The sequence below is a fragment of the Streptomyces sp. NPDC056738 genome, assembly GCF_042790435.1.
In the GTDB taxonomy this organism is placed as follows: domain Bacteria; phylum Actinomycetota; class Actinomycetes; order Streptomycetales; family Streptomycetaceae; genus Streptomyces.
This window is the reverse complement of sequence record NZ_JBHTZF010000007.1, coordinates 241,325-261,224: the sequence shown is the minus strand read 5'-3', so window position 1 is coordinate 261,224 and position 19,900 is coordinate 241,325. Positions and strand designations below refer to the sequence as shown.

The window sequence follows — 19,900 nt, the reverse complement described above, 5'->3', positions numbered from 1 at the left end:
AGGACATCATGCAGAGCCCGCTTTTCGGCTACAACGAGCAGCAGACCCAGGACCGCTACAGCCTGCAGAACTCGCAGATGCTGCGCATCGTCCTGGAAGGTCACGACGACATCCTCGCCCGCAAGGGCACCATGGTCGCGTACCAGGGTCTCGTCGAGTTCGACGCCGAGTACCAGAACAGCAGCCAGCACCGCGCGCGTGCGTACACCGGTGAGGGACTCGACCTGATGCGCTGCCACGGGCAGGGCACGGTCTACCTCGCCAACCTCGGCCAGCACGTGCACATCCTGGACGTCGACCAGGACGGCCTGACCGTCGACAGCAGCTACGTGCTGGCGATGGACTCCGGGCTGCACCACGAGGTCATCGCCGTGGACAGCCAGTACGGCATCTCCGGCTCCGGCAAGTACCAGCTCAACATCACCGGCCGCGGCAAGGTCGCGCTGGTGACCTCCGGTGTGCCGCTGATGATGCAGGTCACCCCGGACAAGTACGTCAACTGTGACGCCGACGCGATCGTCGCGTGGTCCACCGGTCTGCGGGTGCAGATGCAGGCCCAGACGCACTCCTCGGGTGTGTGGCGGCGCCGGGGCAACACCGGTGAGGGCTGGGAGCTGAGCTTCATGGGCAGCGGTTACGCGCTCGTGCAGCCCAGCGAGCTGCTGCCGCCGCAGAACGCGGTGATCGGCCAGGGGCTGCGCGCCCAGTACGGCATGGGGCAGCAGGGCGTCCACGCGCAGAACCAGGGCAACGTCTGGAGCTGACCGTTCCGCCCTTCGGGTGACGACGGTCGGGTGGACAGAGGTAAGGGGCGATCGCCATGGGCGGTCGCCCCTTACCTGTCGCTGGTCCACTCACATGCCGACGATCCGCTCACACGTCCGCACGCGGAGGGCCCCCGCGCCGGTCACAGCCGGGCGCGGGTCGCCTCCACGAGTCGTACGACCGAATCGTCGGCCGCCTCGGCGACCTCGTCGTACGCGAACCACCGCAGGTCGAGGGACTCGTCGCTGATCGCCGCGACCGCGTCGGCCGGGGCGAGGGCGGCGTACTGGACGTCCAGATGCCAGTGGCACGGCGCCGGGATGGGGTGCCGGTCGAGCCTCACGGGGCCGCCCGGCAGCAGGGTCAGACCCTCGATGCCCGACTCCTCGGCCGCCTCGCGCAGCGCGGCCTCCGCCAGCGTCGGATCGCCCGGCTCGCAGTGGCCGCCCATCTGCAGCCACATCCGCAGCTTGCGGTGCAGCGTCAGCAGGACACGGCCGCGCGAGGGATCGATCACCAGGGCGCTCGCCGTGAGGTGACCGGCGTGGCAGGACTTCCACATCCCGTCCGGGTGCGCCGACAGGTGGTCCAGATAGGCCTCGCGCAGCTCTTCCTGGCCCTCGTAGCCCTTCAGTACGAGGACCGCGTCGTCGTGCAGGCTCACTCGGTGCCGTCGCCCTTGCCGGAGTCCTCGTCCGAGTCGTCGGAGTCGCTGTGCTTCGTCAGGTCAGGCTTCTCGGCCTTGCCGCTCGCGGCCTCGCCCAGCATCTTGTCGAGCTCCGAGAAGTCCATGTGCTCGCGGTGCACGAAGCCGTCCGGGTCGTCCAGGTCGGACGCCGTCGGCAGCATGTCCGGGTGGGCCCACAGACCGTCCCGGCCGTCCACACCGCGCGCGTCGGTGAGCGAGGCCCACAGCCGCGAGGCGTCGCGCAGCCGGCGCGGGCGCAGCTCCAGACCGATCAGCGTGGCGAACGTCTGCTCGGCGGGACCGCCCGTGGCGCGGCGGCGGCGCAGCGTCTCGCGCAGCGCGTCGGCCGACGAGAGCCGCGGCTTGGCCGCCGAGTGGACGACCGCGTCGACCCAGCCCTCGACCAGCGCGAGCGCCGTCTCCAGGCGGGCCAGTGCCGCCTTCTGCTCCGGCGTGTCCTCCGGCTGGAACATGCCCTGCTGGAGCGCCTGCTGCAGCTCCTCGGGGTTCTGCGGGTCGAACTGGCCGACCACGTCCTCCAGCTTCGCGGTGTCGACCTTGATCCCGCGCGCGTATCCCTCGACGGCGCCGAACAGGTGCGAGCGCAGCCACGGCACGTGCGCGAAGAGGCGCTGGTGGGCGGCCTCGCGCAGGGCGAGGTAGAGCCGCACCTCTTCCTGCGGGACGCTCAGGTCCTTGCCGAACGACTCGATGTTCAGCGGCAGCAGCGCCGCCTTGCCGACCGGGCCGAGCGGCAGACCGATGTCGGTCGAGCCGACGACCTCGCCCGCGAGCACGCCGACGGCCTGGCCGATCTGCGTGCCGAACATGGCGCCGCCCATCGAGCGCATCATGCCGATCAGCGGGCCCGCCATGGCCTGCATCTCCTCGGGCAGCACATCGCCCATGGCCGCGCCGACCCGCTCGGCGACCGGGTCGACGAGCTCCTTCCACACCGGCAGGGTCGCCTCGACCCACTCCGCCCGGCTCCAGGCCAGCGCGGAGGCCGCGCCGGACGGCAGGGACGTCGCGTCGTCCAGCCACAGATCGGCCAGACGGACGGCCTCCTCGACCGCGAGCTTCTCGGCGGGGCCGACGCTCGCGTCCTTGGTGCCGTCGGAGGTGCCCTGGGCGACCGTCTGCCGGGCGATCTGCTTGGCCATGTCCCAGTTCACCGGTCCGCCCTCGTACGAGAGCATCTGGCCCAGTTGCTGGAACGCGGCGCCCAGGTCGTTCGGGTTCATCGAGCCGAACATCGCTGCGAGCGGATTGTCGGCTCCGGGGCCGCTGGCTCCGGGCAGCCCGAAACCGAACGGTCCCTGACCACCGCCGCTCTGCTGGTCCTTCTTCTTGCCCTCGTCGCCGTTGTCCGGCTCCTCCGGCGGAAGGCCGAATCCGAATGGGGTGTCACTCACGGGATTCCTCGGCTGGTAAGGCCGCCGGTTCGTTCCGACGGCGGCTGCCCACAACACCACCCAGCGTAGACACCTGAACCCGATCGGGCCTCGGTGCTTCGCCGACTCGTCGCCTGCGGCAGGATGGATGCCACCTGGTAGGGACGCGTCACACGCGTCCATTACTGAAGACAACCGCTGGAGACGCCCGGTGAGTTCCCCAGATCCGCAGGTTCGCGCAGCGCGAAACCACTCAACCAGCCCAGCCTCGCGCGGCCCCGTCGTCGCGGTCACCGGCGCGGCGGCCGGTGTGGGCGCGCTGCTCACCGAGCGGCTGGCCGCCAGCGAGGAGATCAAGCGGGTCGTCGCCATCGACGAGCGGCGCGGCGAGTGCGCCGACGCCGAGTGGCACATCCTGGACGTCCGGGATCCCGCGATCGCCGAGAAACTGCGCGGGGCGGACGTCGTGGTCCATCTGGCGCTCGACCTCGATCTGGAGACGGACGCGGCCGCCCGGACGGCGTACAACGTCCGCGGGACGCAGACCGTGCTCACCGCCGCCGCGGCCGCCGGGGTCCACCGGGTCGTGCTGTGCACCTCCGCGATGGTCTACGGGGCGCTGCCCGACAACGAGCTGCCCCTCTCGGAGGACGCCGAGCTGCGGGCGACGGCCGAGGCGACGGGTGTCGGCGACCTGCTGGAGATCGAGCGGCTCGCGCGCCGCGCGCCGCGGGCGCACCCCGGCCTGAACGTGACCGTCGTACGGCCCGCGGTCCTCGTCGGCGGCGGTACGGACACCGCCCTGACCAGGTACTTCGAGTCTCCCCGGCTGCTCGTGGTGGCGGGGTCGAGGCCCGCCTGGCAGTTCTGTCACGTCGAGGACCTGTGTGCCGCGCTGGAGTACGCGGTCGTCGAGAAGGTCGAGGGCGAGCTGGCCGTCGGGTGCGACGGCTGGCTGGAGCAGGAGGAGGTGGAGGAGCTGAGCGGGATCCGGCGGATGGAGCTGCCGTCCGCGGTCGCGCTGGGCGCCGCCGCGCGGCTCCACCGGATCGGGCTCACCCCCTCGCCCGCCGGGGACCTCGCCTACACGATGTACCCCTGGGTGGTGAGCGGGAGCCGTCTGCACGACGCAGGGTGGCGGCCGCGCTGGACGAACGAGGAGGTCCTGGCGGAGCTGCTGGAGGAGGTCGCGGGGCGGCACACGGTGGCCGGCCGGCGGCTGGGCCGCAAGGACGCGACCGCGGCGGGCGCGGCCGGTGCGACGGTGGCGCTGCTCGGCGCCGCCGCGGTGGTCCGCCGGGCCCGGAAGGCCCGGCGCAGGTTCTGACACCGGCGCGGCACCATTGCGGCAACCGGGTGAAAGCCGCCGGGGGGCGGGTCCCCGGCGGGGCGTACGGGCCGGGGGCGGGCCGTGCTGTGCCGCCGTCCCGCGCCGCGCCGACCCGGGCGCGGCCGGGTCCCGCAGGTGGCGTACGGAGCGGAACCGGGCGTCCCCGAGCCAGGTCCCACCGTGCCCTGCGGCGCCGCGCCGTGCCGTGCCGCGCCGTGCTGAACCGAGCTCCGCCGGTCCGCGCGTCCGCGCCGGGTCACACCCTTGCTCCGCCGCGCCGCGCCGCGCCACGCCGAACCGTGTCCGACCATGCTCTGCGGCGCCGAGCTGCACCGACCAGGGCCGGTCCGAGCCGGGTCACACCCTTGCTCCGCCGCGCCGCGCCGCGCCCGACCGTGTCCGACCTTGCTCTGCCGCGCCGCGCTGAACCGAGTTCCGCCGGGTCTGAGCGGGATCGCCCCCCTCGCTCCGCCGCGCCGGTCTGAACCGGCCCCCTCGGGGCGCGGGTCGAGCCGCCCCTCGGGGTCCGGACGGGTGCGGTCCCACTGGAGGAGGCTCCAAGTGGGGAGCGTGTGTGCCGGGGGAAAGGTGTATTCCTCGGGGTCGGCGGGGTGCGGCACGATGGGGGGCATGGCACCTACCAATGACCACCCCGGTGAGCGGGCCGCGCAGGACCCGATCCGGCTGCTCGCGATCCGCGACGAACCGCTCTCCCTGGACGAGGTCTTCAAGGCGGTGGGGGACGAGGCCGCCGGGGGCACCGCGTTGTTCGTGGGAACCGTGCGGAATCACGACGGGGGCGCCGACGTCGACGCGCTCGGCTACTCGTCCCACCCCACCGCCGAGGCGGAGATGCGCCGCGTCGCGGAGAAGGTGGCCGCCGCCTATCCGGTCCGGGCCATGGCCGCCGTGCACCGGGTGGGCGACCTGCGGGTCGGGGACCTGGCCGTGATCGTCGCCGTGTCGTGCCCGCACCGCGGCGAGGCCTTCGATGCCTGCCGCATGCTCATCGACGACCTCAAGCACGAGGTGCCGATCTGGAAGCACCAGAGGTTCTCCGACGGCACGGACGAATGGGTCGGCGCCTGCTGAGAGGCGCCCGGAATGCCCGGGCCCCGGCACCCGTGGGGGTCCGGACGAACCGATACCGCCGTCCGGTTGCGTAACCGGGGCCCTGCCGTGAGCGTTGACACTGCGGATGGTTAATCTGCTGATCAGTCAGTTGCGGTCGCTCATGGGGTTGGGAGGTCGACATGGCGGCGCTTGCCTGGTTGCTGATTCCGCTGGTGGCCGCGATCGGTGCCGGTCTGTGGGGCAGTTGGGCCGGTCGGAATCGCAAGGCCGCGGGAGACGGTGTCGAGCTCGCCGGATACACGCGCTTCCGTGAGGCCATGGAGCGGACGGACGTACGGGAGAAGTCCCACTCCGACGCGGTCTGAGGTCGACGGTCCGTCCCTCGCGCGTGGACACGACGTGTCCAGGCGTTCGAGGGGCCGTACCGCGGACCCGGTCCGCCGGGACCACGCTCCGGGCGGTCGGGAACCCTGCGGAACACGGCGCGGCAACGCCCGGAACACGGCATTCGCGCCGTTCGGGCGTGTTCCGGGGTCACCACGTACGGACGGCCCCGACGGTGCGCTTACACCACCGTCCCGTACTGTCGTTCCATGCCACGCCGCACCGCGACGATGCTCGCCTCCACTCTGATCCTGATCGCGCTCCTGTGCGCGGGAGTGTTCATCAAAGTGCCGTACTCGGAGATGTCACCGGGTCCCACGGTGAACACACTGGGTGATCACGACGGCGAGCCGGTGCTGCAGATCTCCGGCCGCAAGACGTACCCGACGACCGGGCACCTGAACATGACCACGGTCCGGGTCACGAGCGCCGACTACAACATGAACCTCGTCGAGGCCGTGTACGGATGGCTGGCGCACGACAGCAAGATCGTGCCGCACGACACGCTGTACCCGGACGGCAAGACCGAGCAGCAGTCGACGCAGGAGAACGCCGAGGAGTTCAGCCAGTCCCAGGAGAGCGCCAAGGTGTCCGCCCTGAAGGAGCTGGGCATCCCGGTGAAGTCCTGGGTGATCGTCTCCACCGTCGTCAAGGACTCCCCGTCCGAGGGACGGCTGCACGCCGGTGACGTCATCAAGGCCGTCGACGGGACGGTCGTGAAGGCGCCCGACGACGTCGCGAAGCTCGTCACCAAGCACAAGCCGGGCGAGAAGGTCGTGTTCACGATCGTGCCCGCCAAGGAGCAGGCCGCCGCCACGAAGGAGCACACGACGGCGACCGCGACCAAGGACGTGGCGATCACCACGGCCAAGTCCGACGACGACGGCACCGACCGTGCCATCGTCGGGATCTCGGCCGGGACCGACCACACGTTCCCGTTCACGATCGACATCAAGCTCGCCGACGTCGGCGGTCCGAGCGCGGGTCTGATGTTCTCGCTGGGCATCGTCGACAAGCTCACTCCGGGGAACCTCACCGGAGGCAAGTTCGTGGCCGGCACCGGCACGATCGACGACAACGGCAAGGTCGGCCCGATCGGCGGCATCGACATGAAGACGGTCGGCGCGCGCAACAAGGGCGCCCGGTACTTCCTGACGCCCAAGGACAACTGCGCCGAGGCCGCCAAGGACACCCCCGGCGGACTCAGGCTCGTCAAGGTCGACACCCTCGACGACGCGATGAAGGCCCTCAAGGACATCAGCGCGGGCCGGACCTCCGACCTGCCCAAGTGCTCCACCAAGGGCTGAGGAACACCGCCCGGGGCCCGAGGGCCGCCGATCGAGGGCCGAAGGACACCGCTCGTCCGTGACCGGGGGCGCTCCGCGACACGCGGGGCGCCCCCGGCCACGTCCGTGCGCCGATCAGTCCGCGAACGTCGCCGACAGCGCCTCCGCGAGGCCCGGGACGAGACCCGCGCCCGTGAGCACCTCGGTCGCCGCGTCCTTCTCGCGCAGCCGCAGCGCCGAGTCGCGGGTGCCGTCGCGCAGGACACCGACCGTCATGCGCACCTCCTGGCGGTCCGGGTGCGCGGCGACCCACTGGGTGAGCTTCTTGCCGCTCAGACCCTCCGGGACCGAACTCTCGGCGGACGGCGGCAGCATCAGCCGCTCGACGGTGAGCGCGCAGCCGACGACGGCGTCGGGCCAGGCGATGGTGCCGAGGAACTCGTCCAGCGGCTTGCCGGCGGGGATCTCCTCCTGCTCGACGGGGGTGAGACCGATGGTCTCCTGTTCGTGCTCCAGGCCGAGCTGAGCGGCCAGGCCGGGTTCCTGGGACCGCAGCCGTGCGGTGTCTACGAGGGCGAAGAGGCGGGCGGGCTGGTCCCAGCCGAGGCCGGATGCGTACTCGTCGATCTCGAGTACGGCCCGGGTCAGGGGGCTCGCTGCCATGGGAGTGTTGGACATGGTCACAATCCTGCCTCGTTCGTGACCTGAATCGGGAACCGAGTAAAGCGTGAGTAAGTTGCATAGATGAGGCTCCCCGATCACGGAGCCTTGCTGACGGTCCACCGACATGGGGGCCTGACGGAAACGACAGCGACTTCGAGGTGCGCACCTTGGCTTTCCAGATGCCGGACCGCGGCGGAGGCCCGACGGGGTCACGGATCAGAGTGGGCCGGCCGTCCCGGCGTGTCCGGACCCTGCTCATGACACTGGGCGTGCTGGCCGTCCTGGCCATGGCGTTCGTCATGTTCGCGGGGTTCTGGACGGACTGGCTCTGGTACCGCTCGGTCCACTATTCGTCGGTCTTCACGACCACCCTGTGGACGAAGATCGGGCTCTTCTTCGTCTTCGGTCTGCTGATGGCGGCCGCGGTGGGCTTCAACATCTGGCTGGCGCACCGGCTGCGCCCGCCGCTGAGCGCCATGTCGATGGAGCAGCAGAGCCTCGACCGGTACCGCATGGGCATCGCGCCCTACAAGCGCTGGCTGCTGCTCGCGATCACGTCCCTGGTGGGGCTGATCGCCGGCGCGTCCGCCTCGGGCCAGTGGCGCACGTGGCTGATGTGGGTGAACGGAGTCCCCTTCCACCAGAAGGACCCCCAGTTCCACCTCGACGTCTCGTTCTACGCCTTCGACCTGCCCTGGTACCGCTTCCTGCTCGGCTTCGGCTTCGCGGCCGCCGTGCTCTCGCTGATCGCCGCGGCGCTCACGCACTACCTGTACGGCGGTCTGCGGATCACCAGCCCCGGAGCGCGTGCCACGGCCGCGGCCACCGGACACCTCTCGGTGCTCCTCGGTGTCTTCGTCGCCCTGAAGGCGGTCGCCTACTGGCTCGACCGGTACGGACTCGCGGTGAAGTCCAGCGACTTCAAGGCGACCGGCAACTGGACGGGTCTGCGGTACGTCGACGCGAACGCGTACCTGCCCGCCAAGACGATCCTGTTCTGCATCGCGGTCATCTGCGCGCTGCTCTTCTTCGCGACGCTGTGGCGGCGCACCTGGCAGCTCCCGGTGATCGGCTTCGGCCTCATGGTGCTGTCGGCCGTCCTCATCGGCGGTCTGTACCCCGCGATAGTCCAGAAGTTCCAGGTCGAGCCCAACGAGCAGGCCAAGGAAGCGCCGTACGTCGAGAAGAACCTCAAGGCGACCCGCGAGGCGTACGGGATCGACGGCACGGTCGTGCAGGACTACGCCGGGGCGAGCGACACCAAGGACAAGGCCGAACTGCGTGACGACGCCGACACCGTCGCGAGCATCCGCCTGATGGACCCGAACATCGTGTCGCCGACGTTCCAGCAGCTCCAGCAGGTGCGGAACTACTACGGCTTCCCGTCGAACCTGGACGTCGACCGGTACAGCAAGGACGGCAAGGAGCAGGACACCGTCCTCGGTCTGCGCGAGCTGAACCTGGCGGGCATCCCGAAGAACAACTGGATCAACGACCACTTCCGTTACACGCACGGATACGGCGTCGTCGCGGCCAAGGGCACCACGGCCGACAGCGAGGGGCGCCCGGTCTTCACCGAGTACAACCTGCCGTCCAAGGGCGACCTCGGCTCGTACAAGCAGCAGATCTACTACGGCGAGAAGACCAGCCAGTACTCGATCGTCGGCGGTCCCCAGAAGGAGATCGACTACTCCGACGACAGCGGTGAGAAGACCACCAGCTACAAGGGCAAGAGCGGGGTCAGCCTCGCCAGCCCGGTCAACCGGGCCGCGTACGCGGTGGCGTTCGGCGAACCGCAGATCCTGTACTCGGGCGCGATCGGCGAGGGTTCGCGGATCCTGTACAACCGCACGCCCAAGGAGCGGGTCGAGGCGGTCGCCCCCTGGCTGACCATCGACGGCGACGCCTACCCGGCGGTCGTCGACGGGAAGATCCAGTGGATCGTCGACGCGTACACCACCACCAACGGCTATCCGTACGCCTCGCGCACCACGCTCGGCGACACCACGGCGGACTCGCTGACGGCGGCCAACAACCAGCGCGCGGTGGTGGCCCAGCAGAACCAGGTCAACTACATCCGCAACTCGGTGAAGGCGACCGTCGACGCGTACACCGGCGCGGTCAAGCTCTACCAGTGGGACACCAAGGACCCGGTCCTGAAGACCTGGATGAAGGCGTTCCCGGACACGGTGGAGACGAAGAAGTCGATCTCGCCGGAGCTGATGGCCCATCTGCGGTATCCGCAGGACCTGTTCAAGGTCCAGCGCGAGCTGCTCACCCGCTACCACGTGAAGGACGCCCAGACGTTCCTGAGCGGCAGCGAGGTGTGGCAGGTCCCGGACGACCCGACCAACAAGTCGGGCAGCGCGGTGCCTCCGTACTACCTGAGCATGAAGCTGCCGGGGCAGTCGTCGCAGGCGTTCTCGCTGACGACGACGATGACACCGAACGGCCGGGACAACCTCAGCGCGTTCGTGTCGGTCAACGCCGAGGCGGGGACGCCGGGTTACGGAAAGATCAGTGTTCTGAAACTGCCGACCGGCAGAACGGTCGACGGACCCAAGCGGGTGCAGAGCCAGTTCAACTCCGAGCCGTCCATCGCCGAGTCCATCAGGCTCCTCAGAGGCGGCGACTCGGAGGTCGAGTACGGCAACCTGCTGACCGTGCCGCTCGACGGCGGACTGCTCTACGTGGAACCGGTCTACGTCCGCGGTGGCGACCTCAAGTACCCGCTGCTGCGCAAGGTGTTGGTGACCTACGGAGGCAGCACCGCCTTCGAGGACACCCTGGGCCAGGCGCTCAACAAGGTGTTCGGGGCGGAGAGTTCGACGTCGCCGCCGGACGAGAGCACCACGAAACCGCCGACGTCGAGCAACCCGACGGTCCAGGCCGCGCTCGCCGACGCCCAGAAGGCCTTCGACAAGGGCCAGGAAGCCCTCAAGAAGGGCGACTGGAAGGCGTACGGCGAGGCGCAGAAGGACCTCGAGGACGCGCTGAAGCGGGCCGAGGACGCACAGACCAAGGCGGACAAGACCGCCGGCGGTTCCGGTGCCGACAGGTCGGCCGACAAGAGCACGGACAAGAGCACGGACGAGGCCGGCAGTCCCAGCGCCGGCCCCAGTCCGAGCGGCAGCCCGAGCAGTGAGAAGAGCCCGGGAAGCGGCTGATCAGAGGCCGTCCCGCGCCGTGGTACGGTTGAGTCACAACGGCGCGGGGTGGAGCAGCTCGGTAGCTCGCTGGGCTCATAACCCAGAGGTCGCAGGTTCAAATCCTGTCCCCGCTACTCAAGTCGAAGGCCCGGATCCAGTTCATGGATCCGGGCCTTCGACGTGTGACGCCACGCCGGGGTGCGCCGGTGACCTGCCGACTCGTATCAAGTGCTACGACATGCGAGGGGAGTTGAGCGTTCTGTGTTTGACTTGTCTCTCTGTGGGCATGTCGACAAAACGCTGAAGTGACCTCACTGGCTGCGGTATACCAGGTGTACCCAGGTAGCAGGTGGTGCGACGATGGACGTTATGGGGGACAAGGCAACTCTGTTGGATACAGGGCGGTTTGCGCAGCCTGCCGACTTTGAGCAGCCTGCGGATCTCACGCAGCCTTCCGACCGGGACGAGACCGGCGAGGCTGCCGAGGAGGCGCGCCAGTGGTCGGCTGCGGAGGCCGGCGACGTCGAGGCGCAGAGCGTCCTCGGGGCCATGCTGCTGCGCCGCGGCGATCTCGACGCGGCCGAACCGCAGTTGCGCGCGGCCACCGCCGCGGGGGACCGTGCCGCCGCCAACAATCTGGGTGTCCTCCTCTACCAGCGCGGATACGCCGACGAAGCCGCCGGATGGTGGCGGATCGCCGCCGTCGCCGGCAGCGCCGCCGCCGCCCACGCGCTCGGCCGGCACCACCGCGAGCGCGGTGACGAGCCCGCCGCCGAGTACTGGCTGCGCCAGTCCGCCGAACAGGGTCACGCCCTGGGCGCGTACGCTCTCGCCGATCTGCTGGAGCATCGTAGCGACGTGGGTGCCGAGCAGTGGATGCGGGCCGCCGCCGAGCGCGGGCACCGCGAGGCCGCGTACCGGCTGGCGCGCACGCTCGACCGCAAAGCCCTGGATTCGGGCGAGGCCGTGGGCGACAACGGTGTCATCGGCGCCGCGGGACAGGCCGCCGAGCAGTGGTACCGGCAGGCCGCCGCGCGCGGGCACCGCAGGGCCGCGCTGCACCTCGGGGCCATCCTGGAGAAGCGCGGCGACCTCAAGGAGGCCGGGCGCTGGTATCTGACCTCCGCCAAGGACGGCGAGGCGCGTGCCGCCTGCGCCCTCGGGTTCCTGCTGCGCGACGCCGGCGACCCCGACAGTGCCGCGGTCTGGTGGCTGCGGGCCGCCCAGGACGGGGACGGGAACGCCGCCAACGCGCTGGGCGCGCTGCACGCCGAGCGTGGTGAGACCCAGACCGCCGAGCGGTGGTACCGCGCCGCGATGGACGCGGGCGACGTGAACGGCGCGTACAACCTCGGGCTGCTCTGCGCCGAGCAGGGGCGGACCGCGCAGGCAGAGCAGTGGTACCGCAGGGCCGCGTACGCCGGTCACCGCGAGGCCGCCAACGCCCTGGCGATCCTGCTGCTCCAGGTCGGTGACGCGGCCGGGGCCGAGCCCTGGTTCTCCAAGGCCGCGGAGGCCGGCAGCGTCGACGCCGCGTTCAACCTCGGCATCCTGCACGCCGGGCGCGCCACCGAGAGCGACGACGCCGCGGCCCTGCGGTGGTACGAGCGCGCGGCCGCGGCCGGTCACACGGAGGCGGCTCTCCAGGTCGGTATCGCACGGCTGCGGGAGGGCGACGAGCCCGCCGCCGAGCGGCATCTGCGGTGCGCCGCCGGAGGGGGCAGCGCCGAGGCGGCCTACCGGCTCGCCACCGTGCTCGACGCCCGGCGGCCTCCGGTGCCCGCGCACGAACTCGGGGAGCCCGCGCAGGAGAAGAGCGAGTGCGAGGAGTGGTACGAGCGGGCCGCGTCCCAGGGGCACCGGCGTGCGCAGGTGCGGGTCGGGATGCTGGCCGCGGCGCGGGGCGACGTGGTGGAGGCGGCGCGTTGGTACCGCGAGGCCGCCGAGGCCGGGTCGCGCAACGGCGCCTTCAACCTCGGGCTGCTGCTGGCCCGCGAGGGCAGTGAGCCGGAGGCGGCGCTGTGGTGGACCCGTGCGGCCGACGCGGGCCACGGACGGGCGGCGCTCCGGCTGGCGCTCGTGTACGCGCGGCGCGGGGAGCTGGCCGAGGGCCAGCGCTGGGCCGACCGGGCCGTGTCGCTGGGCCCGCCGGAGGTCGCGGAGCGGGCGGCACGGCTGCGGGACGCCTTGCGCGAGGAACTGTCGGCGTGAGGACGGGCCGCTCGGCGGCCGGTCGAGCCTGACGTCGACCGGCTCCGGAGTGGCCGTCCGGACCCCCTGTTAATGGATTTGCGCGGGCCACGTTCTTGACGTACTGTTCAGTTCATCGACGCGGGGTGGAGCAGCTCGGTAGCTCGCTGGGCTCATAACCCAGAGGTCGCAGGTTCAAATCCTGTCCCCGCTACTGAAGGCCGAGGGCCGGAATCCGAAAGGGTTCCGGCCCTCGGTTCGTTTGCAGGGGCGTGCGGAAACGCGACAGCGAACAGTGAACCGCGGAGGCGAGCAGCGAACGCGACAGCGAGCGGCGAACCGCGGAAGCCAATGCGGCAGCAGACGGTGAACCGCCGGAGCGAACCATCAGGGGACAGCGGAGGCCGGCTCCCCTGAGGGGCCGGCCGTGTGGACCTCGGTGTGCCGACGGGCCCTAGGCCGCGACGGCCGCGCAGTCGGGGCAGACGCCCCGGTAGGTCACCTCGACGTCCGAGACGGTGAAGCCGAAGCGTTCCGAGTCGGGGAGGTCGCCGAGCGGGTTGCCGATCGGGTGGACGTCGCGGATCGCCCCGCATCGCGCGCACACCAGGTGGTGGTGCGGACGGTGCGCGTTCGGGTCGTACCGCTTGGCGCGCTTGTCCGTGGCGACTTCCAGCACCTCGCCGAGCGAGACCAGCTCGCCCAGCGTGTTGTAGACGGTCGCCCGGGAGATCTCGGGCAGCTTGGCGACGGCGCGGGCGTGCACCTCGTCGGCCGTCAGGTGGACGTGGTCGCCGTCGAGGACCTCGGCCACGACACGTCGCTGCGCCGTCAGGCGCCATCCGCGTCCGCGCAGTCGTTCCAACAGGTCACTCATACAGGTCAGCGTAACAGCAGGTGAACCAGATCCCGAACAGGTGTGATTTTAGATCTTGCCCTGACTTGGACAATGTCCACGGCTGTCGCGAGCCACGAGCCCGGTGTTCCTGCGACGGACGGCGGGCCTGAACCCCTCCGGTCCGGAAGGGGTTCAGGCCCGCCGGGGGATCAGGCCGGCACCTGCTGCCGGACGGGGGCCCAGCAGCGGATGATGTCGCGGACCGAGACGATGCCCAGCGGTCCGCTGCCGTCGAGCACGATCAGATGCCGGAAGCCGCCGTGCGACATCGCGGCCGCGGCCTCCTCCAAGGTCCAGGTGGGCGCCGCGAAGACGACGTCGGTGGTGGTGTGGCTGCCCGCGGTCTCCGAGTCCGGGTTCTGGCCGTGGGCGAGGGAGTTGAGGATGTCGCGCTCGGTGAGGATGCCGAGGCCGGAGGAGTCCTCGTCGAGGACCACCGCCGCGCCGACGTGACGTGCGGACATCAGACGGGCCGCCTGTCGGAGGGTGTGTGTCGGGCCGATGGTGAGGACCACCGTGCTCATGGCGTCGCGGACGAGCATGGTCTGGAGCCACCTCCTCGGTGAGCCGCGGGCTCTCCGGCTCCTCCGGGGAGCGCAAAGAGAAGCGGTTCACAAGTTCACAAGTGGGGGAGCTCTCAGAGTCGCAGTTAAAGAGAGGGTCAACAAGGGGGCGCGTGCCGCGAGTTCGGGGGCGCCCGGGGTTGCTCATCAGCCCCGCGCTCGGACAGGGCTGCTCAGACGCCCCGTGGACACCGGCGGGGGCGGTTCAGTTGTCCGGCCCCCGGACGAGTTGTCCAGCGGGCCGTGACCACGTGCCGTGCCCCGGGCCGGCCCGCATCGCCTGCCGCGCGCCCGGTCGGGCCCGGTCGGGCTCGGTACGGACTCGGTCGGGCTCAGCTCACCGTGGCCCGACGCGCCCCGGAGTCCGGCTCACCCTGCCCCGACGCGCCGCCAGGCCCAGCCCCGTTCACTTGAGCCCGAGCTTCACGACCAGGCCCCCCGTCCGCGCCACCTCGTTCGTGATCTCCGTCTTCCCGTGCAGGCTGATCCGCACCGAGTACGAGGCCGAGCCGCCCGGCACCCCCGTACGGCCACCGGGAACACGCACCGCGCGAAGGTGTCGTAGGCGCCGCTTCCCAGCGACCCGGTCGCGACGACCCGGCCCGCCGAGTCGAAGACGGTCACCGGGGCGCCCTTCGCGAGGTCGCCGTACTCGTGATCGCCGGCGCACGACCCCGAGGCGCCGGGATCGCCCGCGACCTGCACCTGTCCCACCAGCGTGAACGCCGGGTCGTCGGCGGGCCCGGACAGATTCCAGGCCAGCGCGACGGCACCCGCCCCGATCAGGATCCCGGCGGCCAGCCAAGCCGCCGCCCGGACTCCGCGCGATCGGAGCCCTCGGCCGGGTCCGGAGGACGACGGTGACGCGGTGGGCAGCGGAGCGGGCCGCTCGGCGAGCGATTCCTCAGGCATGTCCGCAGCATGGCATCGCGCGACCGCGATGTGAGTCACCGTCACATCACGCCCACCGCCCGCCGGTCAGTAGCGCTGGTTCAGATATCCCAGCATCTCGTCGTGCAGGAGGCCGTTCGATGCCGCCGCGTTGCCGCTGTGGGGGCCGGGGCGTCCGTCGAGGCCGGTGAACATGCCGCCCGCCTCGGTCACGATGATCGCGTTCGCCGCCATGTCCCAGAGCGACAGCTCGGGTTCGGCGCAGATGTCGACCGAGCCCTCGGCGACCATCATGTACGGCCAGAAGTCGCCGTAACCGCGGGTGCGCCAGACCGCCTTCGTGAGATCGAGGAAGCCGTCCAGACGGCCCTGGTCCTCCCAGCCGGACAGCGAGGAGTAGGCGAAGGACGCGTCGGCCGTCCGCGAGACGCTGGACACCTTCAGCCGGGTCGCGGAGGACAGGCTGCGGCCGGTGAACGCGCCGTGCCCCTTCGCCGCCCACCAGCGACGGCCCAGCGCGGGGGCCGAGACGACGCCGACGACCGGCTGGTAGCCGCCCTCGCCCGCCTCCATCAGGGAGATCAGCGTGGCCCACACCGGCACACCGCGGACGTAGTTCTTGGTGCCGTCGATCGGGTCGACGACCCAGCGGCGCGGGCCCGTGCCCTCGATGCCGTACTCCTCGCCCAGGACCGCGTCACGCGGCCTGGCCCGCTGGAGGTGGCCGCGGATGAGTTCCTCGGCGGCCTTGTCGGCCTCGCTCACCGGCGTCATGTCCGGCTTCGTCTCGACCTTCAGGTCGAGTGCCTTGAAGCGGTCCATCGTCGCGGCGTCGGCGGCGTCCGCCAGGACATGGGCGAGGCGCAGGTCATCGCGGTAGTCGGGCATGGGTGAACCGTATCTGCCCGCGTCGGGACGGGGCTACACAGGACCGCCGGGCGATCACGGGGACGGCCGCCCCCTCGGGGCACGGTCCCGGGGCTCGTGCCCGGTCCGGCCGCGCGTGGCGTCGGCCGCGCGCCCCTCGGGACCGCCGCGACCCCTTGACAGTGCTCCCGCACGCGTCAAACCTGGCTCCAGAGCCGCTCGCCCCGAGGAGGCGATGATGCCCGCAGCGCGCGAATCGCTCTTGGACGCCGCCTATACGGCACTCGCGCGCAGGCCGTGGTCCGCGGTGCGGATGGTGGACGTGGCCGCGGTGGCCGGTGTGTCGCGCCAGACGCTCTACAACGAGTTCGGGAGCAAGGAAGGCCTCGCGCGCGCCCTCGTACGACGGGAGGCCGACGCCTATCTCGCCGGTGTCGACCGGGCCCTGGCCGCGCACACGGACGCGCGGGACCGGCTGGCCGCGACCGCCGAGTGGACCACGTCGACGGCCCGCAGCAACGCGTTGGTACGGGCGATGCTGACCGGCTGCTGGAGCGAGCGGCTGCCCTCGCCCGCGCTGTCCCCGGTGCCGTCGTCGTCCGTGGTGCCGGCGCAGCGGCGGGCCGACGGGCCGCTGCCCTCGCCCGCCGACTTTGTGACCCTGGTCCGCGACCGCGCGGTCGCCGCGCTCGCCCTGTCCCGGGCGGACACCCCCGAGGCGGCACGGGCCTGCGAACTGGTGGCCAGGCTCGCGCTGTCGTGTGTCGTCGCGCCGCCCGCCCGGGGCGGTGTCACGGAACTGGTCAGAACAGCGCTCGCGCCGTCCCACCGGCTGGGGGTCTGAAGCGCGCCGACGCGCAGGGACGGACGGGCCCCGCCGGCTCGACGGCGCCCGGAGGGTGCGGACTCAGTGCGCCGACCCCGACAACTGGAGCCCGATGACGCCGATGATGACCAGGCTGATCGAGACGATCTTGAGGACCGAGACCAGGTCGTCGAGGAAGATCATGCCGTAGATGGCGGTGCCGGCCGCGCCGATGCCGGTCCACACCGCGTAGGCGGGACCGACGTCGAGCTTCTTCAGGGAGAGGGTCAGCAGACCGAAGCTGCCCAGGGCGAAGACGCAGAAGGCGACGGTCGGCCAGAATCTGGTGAAGCCGTGGGAGAGCTTCAGGCAGACGGCGAAGCCGGTTTCGAGCAGTCCCGCCACAACGACCAGCAGCCACGCCATTTCTTGTCCTCCCGCATCGCACGTCGACTGCTTCGGCTGGTCCGGACCGGCTCGGTGCGATTATGCATTCACCGACCCGGAGAAGCCCTTACCGACGGCGGGCGTACGCAAACACGGGGACGTCAGTCGCCCTCGTGGCGCTCCCGCGTGGCCAGCAGCCGGCGCAGCGAGTACAGCCGCTGCGGGTCCGCGTGGCCGTCGGCCACCCACTGGTCGAGCGCGCAGTCCGGCTCGTCGTGACTGCACGCGCGGGGGCAGCCCTCGGTACCGGGTTCCAGATCCGGGAAGGCATGGATGACCCGGGACGGATCGACGTGGTTCAGGCCGAAGGACCGGACCCCCGGGGTGTCCACCACCCAGCCGCCGCCGCTGCCCGCGAGCGGCAGGGCCAGCGCCGAGGTGGTCGTGTGCCGGCCGCGCCCGGTGACCGCGTTGACGTGACCGGTCGTCCGGCGCTGCTCGGGCGGCACCAGCGCGTTCACCAGAGTGGTCTTGCCGACGCCCGAGTGACCCACGAACGCCGTGATCCTGCCGTCCAGTTGCTCGCGCACCAGGTCGGCGGCGGCCTCGGTCCGCAGTTCCTCGCGGCTGGTCACCACGTACGGGATGTCCAGCGCGCCGTACAGCTCCAGGAACTTGTCCGGCGGGGCCAGGTCCGACTTCGTGAGCACGAGGAGCGGGGTCAGGCCGCCGTCGAAGGCCGCCACCAGGCAGCGGTCGATCAGACGGGGACGCGGCTCGGGGTCGGCGAGGGCGGTGACGATGGCGAGCTGGTCGGCGTTGGCGACGACGACACGCTCGTACGGGTCGTCGTCGTCGGCCGTGCGGCGCAGCACCGAGGTGCGGGGCTCGATGCGGACGATGCGGGCGAGGGTGTCCTTCTCCCCGGACAGGTCGCCCACGATGGCCACCCGGTCGCCGACCACCGCGGCCTTGCGGCCCAGTTCGCGTGCCTTCATCGCCGTCACGGCGCGGCCCTCGACCAGGCAGGTCAGCCGGCCGCGGTCGACCGTCAGGACCATGCCCTCGACGGCCTCCTCGTGCTTGGGGCGGATGTTCGTACGCGGACGGTTGCCCTTGCGGTTCGGCCGCTGGCGGATGTCGTCCTCGTCGGTGTGCTTGCCGTAACGGCGCATGATCCAGGTCCGCCCGTCAGTTCCCGAGCATCCCGGTCCACAGGTCGGGGAAGTCGGGCAGGGTCTTCGCGGTCGTCGCCACGTTCTCGATCTGGACGCCCTCCACCGCCAGCCCGATGATCGCTCCGGCCGTCGCCATGCGGTGGTCGTCGTACGTGTGGAAGATGCCGCCGTGCAGCCGGCGCGGCCGGATGTGCAGGCCGTCGGCGGTCTCGGTGACATCGCCGCCGAGTTCGTTGATCTCCTTGGTGAGCGCGGCCAGCCGGTCCGTCTCGTGCAGTCGCAGATGGGCCACGCCCCGCAGGGTGGAGGGGGAGTCGGCGAGCGCCGCGACCGCGGCGATGCCCGGGGTGAGCTCACCGACCTCGCCCAGGTCCACGTCGATGCCGTGGATGGCACCCGAACCGGTGAACTGCAGTCCGGCCTCGGTCAGTTCGCAGGAACCACCCATCTCGGTGAAGATCTCCCGCAGCCGGTCGCCGGGCTGGGTGGTGTGGGCGGGCCAGTCGGGGATCACAACCGTGCCGCCGGTCACCAGCGCCGCCGCCAGGAACGGCTGGGCGTTCGACAGGTCCGGCTCGATGATCAGGTCGCGGCCGAGCAGCGCGCCCGGCGTCACCCGCCACACGTTCGGCTCACCGCCCGACTCCGGGGTGTCCACCTGCGCGCCGACCGCGCGCAGCATGTCCACGGTCATCCGGATGTGCGGCATGGACGGGAGCGTCGAGCCGGTGTGCCGGACCTCGACGCCCTGGTTGAAGCGCGGGGCGGAGAGCAGCAGGGCGGACACGAACTGGGAGGACGACGACGCGTCGATCTCCACCGGGCCGCCGTCCACGGCGCCACCGCCGTGCACCGTCAGCGGCAGCGCGCCGCGGGCGTCGTCGTCGATCCGGGCGCCGAGCAGGCGCAGCGCGTCGATCACGCCGTGCAGCGGACGCTCGTACGACCGCGGGTCGCCGTCGAAGCGGATGGGACCGTCCGCGAGCGCGGCGACGGGAGGCAGGAAGCGCATGACGGTGCCGGCGTTGCCGACGTCGACCGTGGCCGGGCCGCGCAGGCCCGAGGGGATGACACGCCAGGCCTCGCCGGAGGCGTCCGGACCGGCCGCGACGGTCGAGCTGGAGGCGACGGTCTCCTCGATGCCGACGCCCATCGCGCGCAGCGCGCCGGCCATCAGCAGGGTGTCGCGGGAACGCAGCGGGCGGCGCAGCCAGCCCGGTTCGGAGGCCAGCGCGGCCAGGACGAGTGCGCGGTTGGTGACCGACTTGGACCCCGGCACGTGAACCGTCGCGTCGACGGCTCCGCTTGCGTGCGGGGCTGGCCAGAGGGCGGTGTGGGCGGGGTTCACGGTCATGCGCCCCACTTTAGTGGCAGGGCGCCGGGGGGCC

General features: G+C 71.3%; 18 protein-coding genes and 2 tRNA genes. 10 read left to right on the top strand and 10 right to left on the bottom strand.

Annotated elements, in window-relative coordinates; all coding sequences use genetic code 11:
- Positions 1 to 8: 8 nt before the first annotated feature.
- Positions 9 to 764 (top strand): AIM24 family protein, encoded by a 756-nt coding sequence (locus ACFRIC_RS20530; RefSeq protein ID WP_382787630.1) that lies wholly within the window; start codon positions 9 to 11, stop codon positions 762 to 764.
- A gap of 143 nt (positions 765 to 907) precedes the next feature.
- On the opposite strand, the gene ACFRIC_RS20525 is transcribed toward ACFRIC_RS20530, so the two are convergent.
- The gene (locus ACFRIC_RS20525) at positions 908 to 1,429 is read right to left on the bottom strand and encodes an NUDIX hydrolase (RefSeq protein ID WP_382787628.1); all 522 of its coding nucleotides are present in this window, start codon (positions 1,427 to 1,429) and stop codon (positions 908 to 910) included.
- Positions 1,426 to 2,868, bottom strand: a complete 1,443-nt coding sequence (locus ACFRIC_RS20520; protein ID WP_382787626.1) for a zinc-dependent metalloprotease — start codon at positions 2,866 to 2,868, stop codon at positions 1,426 to 1,428. The genes ACFRIC_RS20525 and ACFRIC_RS20520 overlap by 4 nt, the downstream gene beginning before the upstream one ends.
- A 190-nt stretch (positions 2,869 to 3,058) precedes the next feature.
- Between ACFRIC_RS20520 and ACFRIC_RS20515 the strand changes: the two genes are divergently transcribed.
- From ACFRIC_RS20515 to ACFRIC_RS20500, 4 genes are all read left to right on the top strand, one after another.
- Entirely contained in the window at positions 3,059 to 4,174 is a 1,116-nt protein-coding gene (locus ACFRIC_RS20515; RefSeq protein ID WP_328448447.1) for an SDR family oxidoreductase, read from the top strand.
- A gap of 633 nt (positions 4,175 to 4,807) precedes the next feature.
- Positions 4,808 to 5,269 carry a molybdenum cofactor biosynthesis protein MoaE gene (locus ACFRIC_RS20510; RefSeq protein ID WP_382787623.1) on the top strand — a complete coding sequence of 154 codons (462 nt, stop codon included), beginning with the start codon at positions 4,808 to 4,810 and terminating at the stop codon, positions 5,267 to 5,269.
- Positions 5,270 to 5,430: 161 nt separating this feature from the next.
- Entirely contained in the window at positions 5,431 to 5,616 is a 186-nt protein-coding gene (locus ACFRIC_RS20505; RefSeq protein ID WP_382787621.1) for a hypothetical protein, read from the top strand.
- A 228-nt stretch (positions 5,617 to 5,844) separates the two neighbouring features.
- A complete protein-coding gene (locus tag ACFRIC_RS20500) occupies positions 5,845 to 6,942 on the top strand; it encodes a PDZ domain-containing protein (protein ID WP_382787619.1) in 1,098 nt (365 codons plus the stop codon).
- 114 nt (positions 6,943 to 7,056) lie between these two features.
- Here the strand turns inward: ACFRIC_RS20500 and ACFRIC_RS20495 are convergent, their stop codons facing one another.
- On the bottom strand, positions 7,057 to 7,599 hold the full coding sequence (locus tag ACFRIC_RS20495; RefSeq protein ID WP_382787617.1) for a PPA1309 family protein: 543 nt from the start codon (positions 7,597 to 7,599) through the stop codon (positions 7,057 to 7,059).
- A gap of 164 nt (positions 7,600 to 7,763) precedes the next feature.
- Between ACFRIC_RS20495 and ACFRIC_RS20490 the strand changes: the two genes are divergently transcribed.
- The 4 genes from ACFRIC_RS20490 (at position 7,764) to ACFRIC_RS20475 (ending at position 13,137) form a co-directional block, all read left to right on the top strand.
- Positions 7,764 to 10,751: a UPF0182 family protein gene (locus tag ACFRIC_RS20490; protein WP_382788048.1), complete on the top strand. Its 2,988-nt coding sequence runs from the start codon at positions 7,764 to 7,766 to the stop codon at positions 10,749 to 10,751.
- Between the two features lie 42 nt (positions 10,752 to 10,793).
- Positions 10,794 to 10,867, top strand: a tRNA-Met gene (locus tag ACFRIC_RS20485).
- Positions 10,868 to 11,093: 226 nt separating this feature from the next.
- Positions 11,094 to 12,944, top strand: coding sequence for a sel1 repeat family protein (locus ACFRIC_RS20480; RefSeq protein WP_382787615.1), 1,851 nt, complete (start codon positions 11,094 to 11,096; stop codon positions 12,942 to 12,944).
- Positions 12,945 to 13,063: 119 nt separating this feature from the next.
- Positions 13,064 to 13,137, top strand: a tRNA-Met gene (locus tag ACFRIC_RS20475).
- A 240-nt stretch (positions 13,138 to 13,377) separates the two neighbouring features.
- Here ACFRIC_RS20475 and ACFRIC_RS20470 read toward each other — a convergent pair.
- The 4 genes from ACFRIC_RS20470 to hisN all read right to left on the bottom strand — a co-directional run bounded on the left by ACFRIC_RS20470 (position 13,378) and on the right by hisN (position 16,163).
- Positions 13,378 to 13,800, bottom strand: a complete 423-nt coding sequence (locus ACFRIC_RS20470; protein WP_382787613.1) for a Fur family transcriptional regulator — start codon at positions 13,798 to 13,800, stop codon at positions 13,378 to 13,380.
- 170 nt (positions 13,801 to 13,970) lie between these two features.
- Entirely contained in the window at positions 13,971 to 14,363 is a 393-nt protein-coding gene (locus ACFRIC_RS20465) for a cyclic nucleotide-binding/CBS domain-containing protein (RefSeq protein WP_382787611.1), read from the bottom strand.
- A gap of 427 nt (positions 14,364 to 14,790) precedes the next feature.
- Positions 14,791 to 14,931, bottom strand: a complete 141-nt coding sequence (locus tag ACFRIC_RS20460; protein WP_382787609.1) for a hypothetical protein — start codon at positions 14,929 to 14,931, stop codon at positions 14,791 to 14,793.
- Positions 14,932 to 15,362: 431 nt separating this feature from the next.
- Positions 15,363 to 16,163, bottom strand: coding sequence for a histidinol-phosphatase (gene hisN / locus ACFRIC_RS20455; RefSeq protein ID WP_382787607.1), 801 nt, complete (start codon positions 16,161 to 16,163; stop codon positions 15,363 to 15,365).
- A 214-nt stretch (positions 16,164 to 16,377) separates the two neighbouring features.
- Here hisN and ACFRIC_RS20450 point away from each other — a divergent pair, with 214 nt between their 5' ends.
- Positions 16,378 to 16,986 carry a TetR/AcrR family transcriptional regulator gene (locus ACFRIC_RS20450; protein WP_382787605.1) on the top strand — a complete coding sequence of 203 codons (609 nt, stop codon included), beginning with the start codon at positions 16,378 to 16,380 and terminating at the stop codon, positions 16,984 to 16,986.
- A gap of 63 nt (positions 16,987 to 17,049) precedes the next feature.
- On the opposite strand, the gene ACFRIC_RS20445 is transcribed toward ACFRIC_RS20450, so the two are convergent.
- From ACFRIC_RS20445 to aroA, 3 genes are all read right to left on the bottom strand, one after another.
- A complete protein-coding gene (locus tag ACFRIC_RS20445; RefSeq protein WP_382787604.1) occupies positions 17,050 to 17,373 on the bottom strand; it encodes a DMT family transporter in 324 nt (107 codons plus the stop codon).
- Positions 17,374 to 17,495: 122 nt separating this feature from the next.
- Positions 17,496 to 18,509, bottom strand: a complete 1,014-nt coding sequence (gene rsgA / locus ACFRIC_RS20440; RefSeq protein WP_382787602.1) for a ribosome small subunit-dependent GTPase A — start codon at positions 18,507 to 18,509, stop codon at positions 17,496 to 17,498.
- Between the two features lie 16 nt (positions 18,510 to 18,525).
- Positions 18,526 to 19,866, bottom strand: coding sequence for a 3-phosphoshikimate 1-carboxyvinyltransferase (aroA, locus tag ACFRIC_RS20435; RefSeq protein ID WP_382787600.1), 1,341 nt, complete (start codon positions 19,864 to 19,866; stop codon positions 18,526 to 18,528).
- Positions 19,867 to 19,900: the final 34 nt, after the last annotated feature.